This window comes from Porcipelethomonas sp. (genome assembly GCF_051893655.1).
Taxonomy (GTDB): Bacteria; Bacillota; Clostridia; order Oscillospirales; family Ruminococcaceae; genus Porcipelethomonas.
This window is the reverse complement of the sequence record NZ_JBJFHN010000052.1, coordinates 1-15,502: the sequence shown is the minus strand read 5'-3', so window position 1 is coordinate 15,502 and position 15,502 is coordinate 1. Positions and strand designations below refer to the sequence as shown.

General features: G+C 41.6%; 16 protein-coding genes. All 16 read left to right on the top strand.

What is annotated here, in order from left to right:
• Window positions 1-12: 12 nt before the first annotated feature.
• Complete coding sequence (locus ACI4WO_RS03085; RefSeq protein WP_439806095.1) at window positions 13-102, top strand: hypothetical protein; 90 nt, start codon at window positions 13-15, stop codon at window positions 100-102.
• Between the two features lie 70 nt (window positions 103-172).
• Window positions 173-1,105, top strand: a complete 933-nt coding sequence (locus tag ACI4WO_RS03080; RefSeq protein ID WP_439806094.1) for a VirB6/TrbL-like conjugal transfer protein, CD1112 family — start codon at window positions 173-175, stop codon at window positions 1,103-1,105.
• Window positions 1,106-1,123: 18 nt separating this feature from the next.
• Window positions 1,124-1,501, top strand: a complete 378-nt coding sequence (locus ACI4WO_RS03075; RefSeq protein ID WP_439806093.1) for a PrgI family protein — start codon at window positions 1,124-1,126, stop codon at window positions 1,499-1,501.
• A 2-nt stretch (window positions 1,502-1,503) separates the two neighbouring features.
• On the top strand, window positions 1,504-3,930 hold the full coding sequence (locus tag ACI4WO_RS03070) for a VirB4-like conjugal transfer ATPase, CD1110 family (RefSeq protein ID WP_439806092.1): 2,427 nt from the start codon (window positions 1,504-1,506) through the stop codon (window positions 3,928-3,930).
• An 11-nt stretch (window positions 3,931-3,941) separates the two neighbouring features.
• Window positions 3,942-6,764, top strand: a complete 2,823-nt coding sequence (locus tag ACI4WO_RS03065; protein ID WP_439806091.1) for a hypothetical protein — start codon at window positions 3,942-3,944, stop codon at window positions 6,762-6,764.
• A gap of 11 nt (window positions 6,765-6,775) precedes the next feature.
• Window positions 6,776-7,030, top strand: a complete 255-nt coding sequence (locus ACI4WO_RS03060) for a hypothetical protein (RefSeq protein ID WP_439806090.1) — start codon at window positions 6,776-6,778, stop codon at window positions 7,028-7,030.
• The gene (locus ACI4WO_RS03055; protein ID WP_439806089.1) at window positions 7,017-7,832 is read left to right on the top strand and encodes a CD1107 family mobile element protein; all 816 of its coding nucleotides are present in this window, start codon (window positions 7,017-7,019) and stop codon (window positions 7,830-7,832) included. Before ACI4WO_RS03060 ends, ACI4WO_RS03055 begins: the two co-directional genes overlap by 14 nt.
• On the top strand, window positions 7,829-8,872 hold the full coding sequence (locus tag ACI4WO_RS03050; protein WP_439806088.1) for a DNA cytosine methyltransferase: 1,044 nt from the start codon (window positions 7,829-7,831) through the stop codon (window positions 8,870-8,872). Before ACI4WO_RS03055 ends, ACI4WO_RS03050 begins: the two co-directional genes overlap by 4 nt.
• Window positions 8,865-9,878, top strand: coding sequence for a phosphoadenosine phosphosulfate reductase domain-containing protein (locus tag ACI4WO_RS03045; protein ID WP_439806087.1), 1,014 nt, complete (start codon window positions 8,865-8,867; stop codon window positions 9,876-9,878). The genes ACI4WO_RS03050 and ACI4WO_RS03045 overlap by 8 nt, the downstream gene beginning before the upstream one ends.
• Window positions 9,871-9,969: a DUF3789 domain-containing protein gene (locus tag ACI4WO_RS03040; RefSeq protein ID WP_439806086.1), complete on the top strand. Its 99-nt coding sequence runs from the start codon at window positions 9,871-9,873 to the stop codon at window positions 9,967-9,969. The genes ACI4WO_RS03045 and ACI4WO_RS03040 overlap by 8 nt, the downstream gene beginning before the upstream one ends.
• Window positions 9,959-10,894: a fibronectin type III domain-containing protein gene (locus ACI4WO_RS03035; protein WP_439806085.1), complete on the top strand. Its 936-nt coding sequence runs from the start codon at window positions 9,959-9,961 to the stop codon at window positions 10,892-10,894. Before ACI4WO_RS03040 ends, ACI4WO_RS03035 begins: the two co-directional genes overlap by 11 nt.
• Window position 10,895: 1 nt before the next feature.
• A complete protein-coding gene (locus ACI4WO_RS03030) occupies window positions 10,896-11,060 on the top strand; it encodes a hypothetical protein (RefSeq protein ID WP_439806084.1) in 165 nt (54 codons plus the stop codon).
• Window positions 11,057-13,069: a DNA topoisomerase 3 gene (locus ACI4WO_RS03025; RefSeq protein ID WP_439806083.1), complete on the top strand. Its 2,013-nt coding sequence runs from the start codon at window positions 11,057-11,059 to the stop codon at window positions 13,067-13,069. The genes ACI4WO_RS03030 and ACI4WO_RS03025 overlap by 4 nt, the downstream gene beginning before the upstream one ends.
• 2 nt (window positions 13,070-13,071) lie before the next feature.
• Window positions 13,072-13,407, top strand: a complete 336-nt coding sequence (locus ACI4WO_RS03020) for a hypothetical protein (RefSeq protein ID WP_439806082.1) — start codon at window positions 13,072-13,074, stop codon at window positions 13,405-13,407.
• On the top strand, window positions 13,404-13,727 hold the full coding sequence (locus ACI4WO_RS03015) for a hypothetical protein (protein WP_439806081.1): 324 nt from the start codon (window positions 13,404-13,406) through the stop codon (window positions 13,725-13,727). The genes ACI4WO_RS03020 and ACI4WO_RS03015 overlap by 4 nt, the downstream gene beginning before the upstream one ends.
• A gap of 26 nt (window positions 13,728-13,753) precedes the next feature.
• The coding region (locus ACI4WO_RS03010) for a DUF3849 domain-containing protein (protein WP_439806080.1) at window positions 13,754-15,502 on the top strand (1,749 nt) is incomplete at its 3' end.

The following is a 15,502-nucleotide window of genomic DNA, read 5'->3' as shown; positions in this document are numbered from 1 at the left end:
AAGTCACAAGGCATGAAACAGCTTATGTCTGGTCTTGGACTGATTCTTCTTGCAATCGTACTTGTACCTGTTCTTCAGAATATGATGAACGGTGCGGTATAATCCGCCCGAATTACTTACAGTGACGTGGCGGGCGGTATGTGGGTTACTGTAAAGAAAGGACGGTGAGATTATGGGTGTCATCAGTGATGCAATCGACAGCTTGCAGGAATGGTGCGAAAACCTATTCAAAGACGGCATAAAATCGCAGTTTGACAGCATTTCAGACTTACTTACTGAAACTTTCAATAAGACTACAGAGGACGGCGGTCTTATCTCTAATTTTCTGACAGGTCATCCTGCAAGTTTTTCAGGTTCTTCAAGCGGAGGAACAGCAATATGGACAACGATTGAAACGCTCTGTAATAACGTAGTTGTGCCAATCGGAGGATTTATTCTGACAATTATTCTTCTGAATGACCTGATACAAACCGTGATACGAGGAAATAACTTTAAGGACTTTGATGATTCTATCTTTATTAAATGGATCATCAAAGCCTTATGCGGTGTCATTTTGGTATCAAACGTGTTTTACATTGCATCAGCCCTATTTTCGTTCGGAACGGATGCTTGTGCAAATGGTATTACAACGCTGTTTGGTTCAGGAGATTTCCTGTCAGCCGACTTGGCACTCAAAAAATCGGCTCTGAATAGTCTTGGACTCGGAGAGCTGATAACAGTGTGGTTTATCTCTCTGATTGTTCACTTGGGAGTGATGATTATGATGGTCGCCATTGTAATTGCCCTTGCTTCCCGTATCATCGAGGTATTTATGTATTTAGGCGTTGCACCAATCCCTATGGCAACAATGCTTGACAGCGGCGAATGGTCAGGCATCGGCAAAAACTGGGTAAAACAGCTTCTTGCCCTGTCATTTCAGGGATTTTTCATTATCATTGCACTCGGTATTTTCAAAACGCTATTTTCCAATGCGATTGTTTCGCTCAACAGCAGTGCGGACGGCATTATCCTGCAAATGGCAATGCTTCTGGGATACACAGTTGCACTGATATTCACAGTATTGCGTACAGGTGCTATCTCTAAATCTGTGTTTAGCGCACACTGAGTTTGAGGAGGAAAACAAATGGCACATTATGTACAAGTACCAAAGGACTTGAACGATATCAAGCAAAAGTTCATGTTTGGATTAACCAAAAGACAGGTGGTTTCGTTTGGAATCGGCGGAGTTATCGGCATTCCGCTTTTCTTTCTGACCCGAAATACACTCGGTGTTTCGGGAGCAATTTTTGCAATGGGTGTAGTGGCTGCACCTGCACTTATCTGCGGACTTTATAAGAAAAACGGAATCTTCTTTGAGCAGACTATCAAGAATATGTTCCGCTATTTCAAGCGACCAAGAAAACGAACCTACAGAACTGTCAACCTATACGAATGTATTGAAAGACAGATTGAATATAACAAGCTGAAAAAGCTTTTAAACAAGATAGAAAGGAGCAAGTAGGCTTGAAAAACAAGAAGAAAACAGATTACAAGTCGGGGGCGGAAGCAGCTACCAAGAAGCCGATTTCTGAGATTGACAAGAATGACAAGGCGATAATTCTCGCCCGTATGAATGAAATCAAGAAATATAAAAACGATATTTCGTCAACTCAAAATACAATTGGTTACACGCAGATGTTCAAGGACGGTGTTTGCCAGATTGATGCACATAGATTTTCAAAGACAATTCAGTTCTTTGATACCAATTATCAGCTTGCTGAATTTGAGGAACAGAATGGGATTTTCTCAAAATACTGCGATTTGATTAACTTTTTCGATAACACGATCACATTTCAGCTGACATTTGAAAACCAGAACAGAAGTCAGGACGGACTTGTCAAGGAAATTCAGATTCCTACGCAGGAGGACGATTTCAATGATATTCGTGCCGAATACTCCGATATGCTGACTTCAAAACTGTTATCGGGAAAGAACGGACAATCAAGCAGAAAATTCCTGACTTTCACCATTGAAGCAGGTTCATATAAACAGGCAAAGCCAAAACTTCTGAATATTCAGACAGAAGTCATCAAGATGTTCAAGGGATTCGGAGTGGAAGCAAAGGCGTTAAGTGGCAAGGAACGTCTTGAAACTCTTTATTACAGCTTGAATCCTTTCAAAAACGAACCGTTCGTTTTTAACTGGAATGAAATGCTGAAAGCCGGTTGGGATACCAAGGACTTTATCGCTCCGTCAAGCTTGAAATTTAACAAACAGAATTTTGAAATCAACAATGCTTATGGTGCAATCAACGGAATGAGTATTCTTGCAGGCGAACTGCCTGATACTATTCTTTCCGATTTTCTCGAATTACAGCACCTTTTTTGTGTAAATCTTCACATTACACCTCTTGACCAAATTACGGCACTCAAATTTGTAAAAACAAAGCTGACAGCTGTAGAGTCCATGAAGATTGACGAACAGAAGAAAGCTTCAAAGGCAGGTTATGACCCTGACATTCTTCCTCCTGCAATCAAAATGTATATCACGGATTTGGAAAAGCTTCTCGATGACCTCAACAGCAAGAACGAGAGATTATTCCATATTTCGATTACGATCAGAAATTATGCAAGGAATAAGAAAGATTTAGGGTTGCAGCTTGAACTCTTAAAGCGTATCTGTCAGAAGAACAACTGCACTCTTATGCCGTGTGAATATTTACAAGAAGATTATCTTTCTTCTTCTCTGCCACTTGGTGTGAACAAGATTCAGGTGTCCCGTGAGATGCACACATCGGGAATTGCAATTTTTGTGCCATTTACTACACAGGAACTTTTTCAGACCGGCGGTACATATTACGGTTTGAACACAGTTTCAGGCAACATGATTATGGCAAACAGAAGCAGATTAAAGAATCCAAATGGTCTTATTCTCGGTACTCCCGGAAGCGGTAAGTCATTCTCAGTCAAGCGTGAAATTCTCGACAGCTTTCTAAAAACAACCGATGACATTATCATCTGCGACCCAGAGGGCGAATATTTTCCTCTGGTTCAGCATCTGCACGGTCAGCTTATCAGAATTGCAAGCAACTCTGAGCAGTTCATCAATCCAATGGATATTAACTTTGAGAGCAATATGGACGATAACCCGATTTCAACTAAATCCGACTTTATTATTTCTCTTTGTGAAGTTATCGTTGGCGGCAAATATGGTTTGACTGCTGAAGAACGTTCGATTATCGACCGCTGCGTTCGCAGAATTTATATGGATTTCTTTAAGAATAAGCCGTCAAGAGAGAAAATGCCGATTCTTTCAGACTTGCATAAGGCTCTTGCAGATGAGGGCGAAATTGCACTGCGTGTGACAAACTCCCTTGAAATGTATGTCAACGGCTCGCAGAACCTTTTCAATCACAGGACAAATATTGACCTCAATAACAGAATCATCTGCTTTGACATCAAAGAACTCAGCAATCAGCTGAAAAAGGTTGGTATGCTTATCGTTCAGGATACTGTATGGAACAGAGTTACTCTGAATAGAGCCGAAAGAAAGGTTACTCGCTACTACATTGACGAATTTCATCTTTTGCTAAAGGAAGAACAGACGGCAAAATATTCCGCTGAAATCTGGAAGCGATTCAGAAAATGGGGCGGAGTTCCGACAGGCATTACACAAAACGTAAAGGACTTGCTTGCATCTCAGGAAGTTGAGAACATCTTTGATAACTCGGATTTCGTGTATATGCTCAATCAGGCTGCCGGCGACCGTGATATTCTTGCGGAAAAGCTGCATATCAGTCCTCAGCAAATGGAGTATGTCACAAACAGCGGACCCGGCGAAGGTCTTATCCGCTATGACAAAATCATCTTGCCGTTTACGGATAATTTCCCGACCGATACCGTGATGTACGGTCTGCTTACCACAAAACCATTGGAACAGCAATTGAAATAGGGTGAATCTCTATGGCGAATTTAGAGAGAACGCATCATCAGCTTGCAAAGGCTGAAAAGAAACTCAGAAAATACAGCAAATCGCAGAAACAGTTTCAGATTCAGTTTGTCCGAGAACAGCACAGGAATGGCAAATTCAGAACTACCGCATATCTGGGACGAGGTGAACGAAGCAGCCGATATACAGGTCGCGGTCTGATTCACAGAGCTGTGAATCTCAAAACGAGAGTTACAGGTGATAAACCATCAATCACAAAAAGTCTTGATAGCTTAAAGCCGAAAACTTTTGTCGGAAAGACTTTCAAGAGGTCTGCACAGCTTGTTAATAAAACTACTCATACTGCACTTCATATAGCTGAGGGTACGGCTCTTGGTGCGGAAACTGCTGTAATAAAAACAAGTCAGGCAGCAGAACGAAATGTCAGATATAAGTTAAAACAGAAGTATCAACAGGAAGCCCTTGACGATTATCATCGTGGTACTATCGCTTCTCTTACAGTCGCAAATGACGTTGTTACAGGTACTCGCAGACACTTCAAGCAAAAAAAACAGTTTAAGCTTGAAAAGGCACGGTATAAGGTTAAAAAGGCGGAATACAAACTTTTCAAGGGCGAACAGTACAAGCCGAAATTTGCGAAATCACGCAAGGAACTTAAAGCGATCAAGAAGAAATTCAAGGAACGCAAGAAAATATTCAGGCGTTTCAAGAAAAAGAAATCCTTAGATAAGTTCGCCGTCAAGGTAAATACGCAGCTTTACAAAAAACGTAAAAAGCAGTACAAAATTGAATCCAAAAAATTCAAGACCGTATCAAAGAAACTGAAAAAAGAAAAAAATTTTCAGAAAAAAACACTCCGTAAACAGTGGAGAATAGCTGATTTGTCACGTCCTGCACCTCTCGTGTTGAAGCCTGCAAGCTACACAGGCAAAAGGCTTGCAGCAAGTAGTTGGCAGAAAGCAGTCAACGTCGATGAAAACAACGATTTTCTCTCTGTAGTGGAATTTGCAAAGCATCACGGCGTGGACAATGCGGTTTCTAAAATGCAGCCATATCGCCTGAAAGAGCAGAATCAAAAGAAAAAAGACCGTCTTGTAAAGAAGCAAGGTACTACTTATCAGCGATTGCAAAAGCGTGAGGACAAGCTGAAAAGCAGGGGCGAACAGGTAAAACGCAGAAAAAATCCGAAAAGACAGACAAGGCAATCTTTCGGCGACAGGCTGAAAAATGCTTTCAAAGAAGTTTTTAAATTCGTTAAGAACGTCTTTAATGCAGAAGCAAGACGGGTTCTGCTTGTTTGCCTTGCTCCTATTCTGATTATCGCTTTGGTGCTTGCTTTCATTCTTATGATTTTTTCAGGCATTTTAGGTAGTTCAGGATTCGTACTCGGTACATACGCTTCGCAGGATTATGACCTGTCCGAAGCGGAAAAGTATTACACGAAACTCGCCTATGAGATGAACGAAAAAATACTGAAAGTTAGCAGTTCAGATGATTGGAAAGACGGACTTAGCGATTTTGGAGCAAACAAGCGTAACCTCAAAGACAAGCCCGACAATTGGTATTGGGGACGTTCATTGGAATACGATTGGGACCCTGTCTACGATTTCGATGTGTATAAGCTGTGGTCTTTCCTGTGTGCCTACTACTATGACTTTGATTCCGATTCCAATGGTGACATTAAATATTGGAAGTTTGACGGCAGTACAGAGGATTTGCTTGTGGAAATCTTCAACGATGAATATGAGTTTGTCTACTGGTATGACAACAAATCACGTTGGGAGGAACTTTCCACATACAACTACTGGGGCGGTGGAAGTGCAGAAAGCGGTACATATTACCGTGCTGAACAGGCGGCATACATCTATGACGGACAACCATACAGGTACAGATTCAAACCGATAGCCTATACTTCTGAACTGAGTCAGTATTTCGACAGTGAGGGGTATGTTTGTATCAATTCTGATTATAGGGTACTAAATCCCAACGATGATTACGCTCTGACGGGTTTCATGATTATGGACCATCGTTATTATTCAGGCACATCTGAACCTTTCTACTATATAGACGATGCCACAGGAACATTTTTCTTTATGCACGGTGGAACAAGGTATGACCGCTCGTTCTGGGGATGGGACGGAAATGATGCATGGTTTTTGGTTTCTCCTAATGATACGCATATATGGAATGATTCCATCAACGATGCCTGTATGTACGGTTATTATGAAAAATATTACTGGAAAACGGAGTGCAATCTGTATTACAACGTAAAGCAAAAGAAAACTTTTGATGAAGTCATTGAAGATAAGCTGAAAAGTCAATCCCATAAGGACGAAAGATTGGAATACTACAAGCTTCTTGCAGGTCAGGAAAGCGGTTCGGAAACGCTTTACGGAAATCATCAGACGCTTCATAATATGCTGTCAGGCGATACAATTCGTAATTACAGCGTAAAACAGGCATTTGGCTATGATATGTGGAAATGGAATGTTGCAAATAACGGTTTGTATCAGGGCATCAAGTATTACTGTGAAAACGGTGCAGTTCTGTATGCACCTTTTGATTGTGAAATCAAAAGTGTTGATACAAATGACAATAAAATCACCTTACGAAAGGACAATGTGGAGTATTGGTATGACGGTTCAGGCGGTACGGACAGGGATACCGAAGTCACGATTACCAACGCTGAACTGCTAAGCGGCTTTTCTGAGGGTGACAAGATAAAAGAGGGAGAAAAGTTTGCAAGAACAACCTACACGAACGTCAACTTTCATATTGAGATTGACACGGACGGCTACGGCTGGGACTATATAGACCCAAGACTGGTATTGTACTAAGGAGTATGGACATGACACGAAAAGAAACCGCTTTGGATGCTCTTAACAAGAAAATTCCAAGGCTTGAAGAAAAGATTCGGGAAGATACAAAGCTTCTTGATGAATTGAAAGCCAAAAAGGAAACTTTGGAGTTTGAAGCTTTCAAGCAATATTTAAAAGATAACGGAATAACCACACAGGAAGCAATTGCCAAGCTGACGGCTTCCTGCTCTGTGATTCATGAACAAAAGATATTTATGGAGGATAAGAAAAATGTGGAATGCTAAGAAAACTCTTACGGCATTTTTTTCAGTAATGGCTTTAACTCTTGCAAGCGTGGGTACATCGGTATCCGCATTTGCTGAGGAAACTGAAACAACAACATTAGCGGAAACTGTGGCAAATATGGAAGCTGCCGATAGTTCGTCAGAAACCGATATTCAGCTTAACGAAGAAGATATGCAGAAGCTGGTTGATGAGATTCAAAATTATGATTCTGGTGATGAAAATAAAGATTCGTTAAACGACTACTATGCTGATGATTATTACGATACTGACGGCAATGCAACACTTATCAAGCATGAGAAAATCATCTATGACAGCGAAGAAATGCAATTTATTGCTGTGACAACAAAGGACGGGGACGTGTTCTACATTCTTATCAACTATTCCGCTGAGGGTGATGAGGACAATGTGTTTTTCTTAAACAAAGTTGATGACTTTGACTTGTATTCGCTCCTCTATGCAGGAAATGAGAGCGAGGAAGACAAAGACCCTGCTGAACAGGCTAAAAAGTATGCGGACGCTGCGGCTAACGGTAATATAAAGGTTGATAATTCCGACAGTGCAGAAGTAACTACTACCGAAACCGAAAATGCAGAGGAATCTACAGAGAAAAAGACGGATTCTCCTATGAACAGCAATACACTGATTCTCGTTGGTGTTGGTGCATTGGCGGTTGTCGGCGGTGCTGTATTCGTACTCAAGTCAGGTAAGCTTGGCAAGAAGAAAAATGTCAAGGTTGAGGACTTCGATGAAGATTACGATGATGACTACGGTAGCGTAACAGATGAGGGCGAAGAATCATGAGAGTGTTGAGTCTGTTTGACGGAATATCCTGCGGAATGTTGGCTCTGCAAAGAGCCGGTATTCCCGTGGAAGCCTATGAAGCTTTTGAAATTGACAAGTACGCTGTGATAATTTCCAGTAAGAATTACCCTGCAATCAATCATCACGGCAATGTATTTAACGGCGATTTCACAAAATTCAGAGGATATGACCTCCTGATTGGCGGTTCTCCTTGTACATATTGGTCTATTGCAAAGCAAGGCAGAGAAACTTCTTGTGACGGCGAGGGGTTCCGACTTTTCAACGAATATGTGAGAGCCTTACAAGAATCGGAGTGCAGATATTTTCTCTATGAGAATAACTACTCCATTCATCAGAATATCAAAGACGAAATTTCAAAATCACTTGATGTCAAGCCGATCGTCATTAATTCTTCTTTGGTGTCAGGACAGAACAGAAAGCGCTGTTATTGGACGAATATCCCGAATGTCACTCAACCTGTAGATAAAGGCATTATGCTTCAAGATATTCTCGAAAACGGCGTATCTTGGCAGGACAAAAGCTACTGCGTGACAGCAAGTTATCAGGGTGCAGCTTTTAACAACACAATGGAACGAAAACAGCGTACTATGGTGGCAATTCCTATTGCAACAGTAAACGGCAAATCCCATACCATTCCTGCAACTTACTACCAGGCAGGTTCAAATCTTTTTTTAATATACAAGGTGGAAGAAAGCAGACAGAAAATTGCTGTTCCTGTCCGTGTTGGTCAGATTGGCAAGGGCGGTCAGGGACAGCGAATTTATTCAGTTCATGGCAAGTCCGTCACCATGACAGCAAACGGCGGCGGTATGGGTGCTAAAACAGGACTTTACAAGATTGATTTGCCCGATGGTGATTACATTGTTCGCAAACTTACTCCTGTTGAAGCTGAACGTTTGCAGACTTTACCCGACGATTATACGGCAGGAATCAGCAACACTCAGCGTTACAAATGTATCGGCAACGGGTGGACGGTTGATGTAATTGCCCATATCTTGGGAGGTCTGAAAAATGTCTAAGGCTTTTGAAACTTCACTCGATACAAAAAATTTCGCCATAATTGATGGTTATGCAAAGGCGGTCAGCGTACTTTCACGCTCTTATACTCCGCTATGCAGTATCAGCGGCGGAAGTGACAGTGATATAGTTCTCGATATCATTCATAATGTTGATGAAGAAAGAAAAGTCAAATACTTCTGGATTGATACGGGATTGGAATACCGTGCAACAAAAGAACATCTTGATTATCTCGAAAAGAAATACGGCATCGAGATCGAACACATCAAGGCTTGCAAGCCGATTCCGACTTGCTGTCGGGAATACGGTCAGCCGTTTCTCTCCAAATATATCAGCGAACAGATTATGCGGCTGCAATTACATAATTTCCAGTGGGAGGACAAGCCATTGCCTGAACTTCTTGAAAAATATCCAAACTGCAAAATTGCTCTCCAATGGTGGTGCAACGCTTACTACTCTACGGAAAACGGTGTTGTGCAGATGAGTCGGTTCTCTATAAATCGCAATAAATGGCTCAAGGAGTTTATGGTAGCAAATCCTCCTGACTTTAAGATTTCAAATAAGTGCTGTGAGTACGCAAAAAAGAAGCCTGCAAAACTGCTTATCAAGGAACATGATGCAGATCTTGAAATGATCGGCGTTCGCAAGGCGGAGGGAGGAATACGTTCCGCCAGCTATAAGACGTGCTTTTCCGAAAGTAAGTCAAAAGGCTGTAACTCCTATCGTCCCGTATTCTGGTACACGGACGGCGACAAGAAAGTCTATGAGGATTTTTATGGCGTTCAGCATTCACGGTGTTATACGGAATATGGGCTGAAACGCACAGGCTGCGTAGGCTGTCCGTACAGTGCAAAGGTGAACGAAGAACTCGAAATTATAAAGAAATTTGAGCCTGACTTATACACGGCTGCACAGAATATTTTTAGGAATTCCTATGAATATACCCGTAAATACAGGGAGTTTCAAAAGATGATGAAAAGGAAAACAAAGGAGAGCAAAAATGCATAAATTTCTATTAGGACTTCTTATAGGCGGAAATATTGGCATTTTCACTATGGCACTCATGCAGATAAACAGAGGTGAACCTTATGCCGATTAGAGCAATGCTGGCAAATAAATTGATTTCCATTGGTACAAGTTTCTTTGTGCTGATTGGTAGTGGACACTACGATTTGAGCCGTGACACACAGAGTATGGATATTCCTGTAACAACAGAAATCATAACAACTGAACCTACAACGAATATTCCACAGCCGGACAAAGCAAGTACAAAAGCAGAAACTTTGCCTATTTCAGATGCTTCAAGCGAAAAAACGGATTCAATCACGCTGACATCTGATACCATTTCCGTATCCTGTATCAGGCTTGAATGGAACGGCAATGAAAATACGCAGTACACGGTTACAGCCTTGCAGAATACTTACGATGATTACATCGACAATATCTATTTTGAGTTCAAATCAAATACGCTTTGCTATGTAACAGGACTTCGTGAAAACTCAGAATACACCTTTGAAGTTGCTGATGAAAACGGAAATATTCTTGCAACAACAATTCAGAGGACAGAAGCGGTAGAAGTTATCGAAGAATTTGATTACATAGACGGCTGGACAAACTGTTTTGCTTATGAAAAAGCAAGCGGTCTGACAAGAGATCCTTCCTTTTCGGCAATTCAAGGTGCAGTTCCTGACCCTGTTACCAATACAGGCATTATGCGTGATAAATACGGTGATTACTGCTGTGCTATGGGTACTTTCTTCGGCTACTGCGGTGAAAGATTTCTCATCACGCTTGAAAACGGTACGCAGTTTACCGTAAAAATCTGCGACAGCAAAGGTGACAGAGTGTATCACCCGTTCGGTGGTGACGGCAAGTGTATTGTGGAGTTTATCTACGCTGACGGCTATTTGCCTGAATGCGTTGCCGTTTCAGGCAATTACGGTTCATACAACTGGTATGGTCTGAATTTTGACAATATTCAGAGCATCAAAAAAATAAACTACGGAAATCCCGTAGAGTATTAAATTGAAAGGAATGGTTTACATTAAGAAGTTTTTTAAGATTTTCGGTGTGGCAACGGCAATAGTAACTGCTCTTATTGCAGGAAAAATTCTCTATCACGGAGGTTATGATAAGGGTTACAACAAGGCACTTCGTGATAACGATGAGATTGGAGATTATTCAGTATGAGTATTCTTGTAATCGGCGAAAAGCCGTCCGTCAGCCGAGAACTTGCCAAGGTTCTCGGTGCTAAACTCAAGAAAAACGGATATATGGAGGGTAACGGCTATATTGTCAGCTGGTGCTTTGGTCATTTGGTAGGATTAAAGTTCCCCGATGAATATTCGGAGAATTGGGCTGCAAAGTGGAGTTTTGCACAGCTTCCCATGATTCCGAACGAGTGGAAATTTAAGATTTCAGAAGCTTCCAAAGACCAGTTCAAGGCACTGAAAGAACTCATGACAAACAGCGATGTGACGGAGATAATCTGTGCAACGGATGCAGACCGTGAGGGCGAATGTATTTTCCGATATGTGTACAACCTTGTGAAATGCAAAAAGCCTGTAAAAAGGCTGTGGATTTCCTCCCTTGAAGAATCGGCAATCAGGAATGGTTTCAATAAACTAAAAAATAGCACTGAATACGACAATCTCTATCAAGCAGGCTTCTGTCGTGCCAAAGCGGATTGGTTGGTCGGAATGAACGGTTCAAGACTGTTTTCCGTGCGGTATAATGCCCACTTGAACACAGGCAGAGTGCAGACCCCTACCCTTGCCATGATTGTAAAGCGTGACGATGAGATTGCCAATTTTGTCAAGCAGAAATATTTTACGGTTGATTTGGATATTGGCTTCAAGGCAAGCAGTGCAAGGATTGATGATGAGAGAGAAGCGGATAATCTTGTTTCTTCCTGCAACAACAAGACTGTAACCGTAACTGAGATCAATAAAGAAGTAAAGAGCGTATCTGCTCCAAAACTCTTTGACCTGACTTCTTTACAGCGTGAAGCAAACAAGAAGTTCGGTTACACGGCACAGCAGACACTTGACTATATGCAGTCACTCTATGAGAAGAAGCTTGTCACCTACCCCCGCACGGATTCTCAATATTTATCTGACGATATGGAACAGATAGCCTATTCCCTTATTCCTTCAATCAGCGAACATTTTGAGTTCGGACGTGTTGAAAATCCCAATCTGAAGGCGGTTATCAATAACAGCAAGGTCACAGGGCATCACGCTATTATTCCAACCGAAATCGGTGTGAAGTGTGATATTTCGTTACTTTCCACAGGTGAACAGAATATTTTGAAGCTTGTGGCACTACGTCTGCTCTGTGCTTCAGCTTCTGCATATAAGTACGGCTCTGTCAAGGTAAAACTTCTTTGTGAAAATACAGAGTTTACTGCAACAGGCAGAACTGTGCTTGAATCAGGCTGGAAAGCCTTAGACAGTAAAATCGGTGAAGCTGAGAAATCTAAAGAAAAGAGCCTGCCTAATTTGGAGAACAGCATGACTTTTACGGCAAAGGCTTCAAAATCCGAACATTTCACAATTCCGCCAAAGGCATATACAGAAGATACATTGCTTTCGGCTATGGAACACGCAGGTGCAGAAGATTTTGACGAAAATGCTGAGAAAACGGGACTCGGTACTCCTGCAACAAGAGCGAACACCATTGAAAACCTTGTAAAGCACGGATACATTGAACGTGACGGTAAAAAAATCATTTCAACCGGCAAGGGCAGAAATCTTATCAAGGTGATGCCCGATGAGGTCAAGTCCGCACAGCTTACGGCAGATTGGGAAAACAAGCTTCTTGAAGTGGAACGTGGCAATCTCTCTGCTGACAGCTTTATGAATGAGATAAATAACTTTGTGACAGGTCTGGTTTCTAAATACGGTTCGGTTGATAATTCGGTTTCTTTCGGCGAAAATCAGGCAAGTATCGGCAACTGTCCGAAATGTAACAAACCTATCATCAAGGGTAAGTATGGTTGGTATTGTTCCGCAAGGTGCGGTATGAATCTTACTAAAGTTTTCGGCGTGGAACTTTCTGAGGGACAAGTCAAATCCCTGCTTTCGGGTAAGGAAACAAGCTACATTAAAAACGGCAGAAAGACGATTGTTGTTCCCAAAATAGCCGAAAATACGTTCAACGGCAAGACCTACTTTAATTGGGCAACAAGAAAGGAATAATCATGGATATTGAAACTTTAAGAAAAGCTGCAAATATCCTCGGTGTTCTCACGGATAACCTCCGTGAGATGCCCGAAGAAGTGCAGGAGGAAATTTGCGATGCTACTAAAGAATATGAAGCAAGCGACGAACTTTCGGCACACAAGCAGTATGAGGAAATCGAAAGGCTGTGGCGGAAAGGTACGCTTATCCTCGGCATGAATGAAATTGCGGAGAATACGGGCATTGAAATCGACAGCCTGATGAAGCTTTCAGAGAATGAAAAATTGAATCTCATATACGAGTTCGCAATTGGCACGGATAAAAGTGAACTTGCAAGAATGGTCAACGAACGATGAAGCCATATACAGAAGAAATTCTGCTTTTTCTGTCCGAACCTGACAGTAAGTACTATGCAAGATTGTTGCTCCCCGAAATTGCCGAAATTCTGGGAGTAACTGTTGCACAGCTTGAAAGCAAGCCGACTGACATTCAAATCATGCTTGCACAGACGTATGTCAACTGCTGGCATAGTGACACTGAGAATGTAAAAGAAATTCTTGAACGTGACATTCTTTTGAAGAATGAACCGAAAAAGGATGAAAAACAAGTTATAAGAGATGAACATACTAACGGAAAAACTTTCTTTAGAAATAGTGAAATGGAGCGAACAAGATGAACAATATAAATTTGGCGGTGATGTAAATGCCTACGCAGGATAACGAAAATGTAAAGAAGCAGCCTGAAATTGAGGAAAATGAGCATAAGAGCGAAACGTTGCTCCCCATTTTCAACGCAAGCTATGACAGCCATATGGACAGGCTTGATGATTTGCAGGAACGCAAAGCGGAAGTTCAGGATAAAATCAGCAGAAGCGAAAATAAAATTGCTGTTCTTGAAGAAAAAGCCACAAGGCTTGATGCAACCAACGCTATGCTGAACGAGTTGATCGACAGCGGTAAGCTTCCGAAAATAGCACTGAAAATTGTCAAGGCGAATGAGGATAAAATCAAGTCGATTCATGAAAATCAGATTCCAAAGCTTGAAAACAGTATCAAAAAGAATACGGATAAGGTTTCTAAGCTTGATGATAGAATTGCCGTTACTCAGCTGAAAGCGCAAAAACTCCGCAGTTTCAGCAACCTTATAAAATCGTTTGTGATTCCAAATCCGACACTCCGCAGAGAACTTTTCACCGAAGCGATGAATGGCTTGCGTAACAGCACCAAAGGACTTCTGAACATTGATATAAACGCTGAGAAGAATAAGCTGTCACAACTGTCTGAACAGTATGAAAAAAGCGATTCCATGTCTGAAAAATACAAAATTGGGAAGAAAATCGAAGCAGTTAAGGCGAATATTTCAACGATTGAATCAAAAATCAATAAACTTGGAAAATCTCAGAAATTAAGCGAAATCAACGACCCTGCGGTTGACAAGACCATTGCACATACAGAAGCACAAATCGAAAGTACGAACTTCATGTTAAAAGGCGAAGTTCTCGATTTTGACAAGCCGATTGAAACGATTGCGATTGATTCCGCTGAATATCTCCGTAACGCTGAAATTTCTATGGAAGATGACCTCAGCATGATTGACGGTATCATCAACAACGGCAAAAAGGAAGAACGTCCTGATGTTCCGCTGTTTCTCAAAGAAATCGACTTTTCCACTTGCGATGATGCAGCTGTTCAGGCTTTCAGAGAGTCAGCAAAGGCAAATCAGGAGTGTGCAAAAGAAATTTTACAGGCAATTTCGCAAAATTACGATGTTTCACGTTGGTCACTTAATTCCGAACAAGCACTCAGCGATGTGCATGAAAAGTTCTCTGATGACAGAATTGCCTATGTTCTGGCAAATGCAATGAATGGAACATCGGACGGCAGGCTTTCGCAGGAGGTCAAAAATTTTTCAAGGGATACGCTGGCAAATGTTCCGCAGCAGTTCCGAAAGCGGAATTTGTTTCTTGATTCGGCAAATCCGGGACTTATTGATTTGTTTGCAAGGACGTTTATGAAATCACAGGCTGAAAAGCAGATTGAAAAGCCTGAATCTGAAAAGAAAGTGGGACTTCTCTCTTTTGAACAGTTCGGCGAAAACAGATTCAGAATAGTTGATGATATAACTGCCAATGACATTCTGAAGCTTGCAAGCAGCAGCGAAAAGCCGTTTACCGCTCTAATGGAAGTCGGCAAATCTGTTTCCGAACCTGAATTTGCTGAAATTATGCAGAGTACGCAGGCAAAGTTTTCTGTTGATATTAAACTTGACAGTGATCAAGTACAGCTTATGGCTGTAAACGGCGGTAAAGGCGGTATTGCTGAGGGTGACAGAAATGACCATAACACCTATTTCCGCACTGCGAAACTTTCGGATTTTGCCCAAGAAAAGAAACCTCAGCAAAAAGAATCCCGTTCGGAAGCGAGAAAAATCAATCCCGATTATTACAAGCAG

What these genes read in the sequence shown, in the direction of transcription:
- ACI4WO_RS03085 (WP_439806095.1), top strand. Translation starts at nt 13, where the DNA reads ATGAAACAGCTTATGTCTGGTCTTGGACTGATTCTTCTTGCAATCGTA.
- ACI4WO_RS03080 (WP_439806094.1), top strand. Translation starts at nt 173, where the DNA reads ATGGGTGTCATCAGTGATGCAATCGACAGCTTGCAGGAATGGTGCGAA.
- ACI4WO_RS03075 (WP_439806093.1), top strand. Translation starts at nt 1,124, where the DNA reads ATGGCACATTATGTACAAGTACCAAAGGACTTGAACGATATCAAGCAA.
- ACI4WO_RS03065 (WP_439806091.1), top strand. Translation starts at nt 3,942, where the DNA reads ATGGCGAATTTAGAGAGAACGCATCATCAGCTTGCAAAGGCTGAAAAG.
- ACI4WO_RS03060 (WP_439806090.1), top strand. Translation starts at nt 6,776, where the DNA reads ATGACACGAAAAGAAACCGCTTTGGATGCTCTTAACAAGAAAATTCCA.
- ACI4WO_RS03055 (WP_439806089.1), top strand. Translation starts at nt 7,017, where the DNA reads ATGTGGAATGCTAAGAAAACTCTTACGGCATTTTTTTCAGTAATGGCT.
- ACI4WO_RS03050 (WP_439806088.1), top strand. Translation starts at nt 7,829, where the DNA reads ATGAGAGTGTTGAGTCTGTTTGACGGAATATCCTGCGGAATGTTGGCT.
- ACI4WO_RS03045 (WP_439806087.1), top strand. Translation starts at nt 8,865, where the DNA reads ATGTCTAAGGCTTTTGAAACTTCACTCGATACAAAAAATTTCGCCATA.
- ACI4WO_RS03040 (WP_439806086.1), top strand. Translation starts at nt 9,871, where the DNA reads ATGCATAAATTTCTATTAGGACTTCTTATAGGCGGAAATATTGGCATT.
- ACI4WO_RS03035 (WP_439806085.1), top strand. Translation starts at nt 9,959, where the DNA reads ATGCCGATTAGAGCAATGCTGGCAAATAAATTGATTTCCATTGGTACA.
- ACI4WO_RS03025 (WP_439806083.1), top strand. Translation starts at nt 11,057, where the DNA reads ATGAGTATTCTTGTAATCGGCGAAAAGCCGTCCGTCAGCCGAGAACTT.
- ACI4WO_RS03020 (WP_439806082.1), top strand. Translation starts at nt 13,072, where the DNA reads ATGGATATTGAAACTTTAAGAAAAGCTGCAAATATCCTCGGTGTTCTC.
- ACI4WO_RS03015 (WP_439806081.1), top strand. Translation starts at nt 13,404, where the DNA reads ATGAAGCCATATACAGAAGAAATTCTGCTTTTTCTGTCCGAACCTGAC.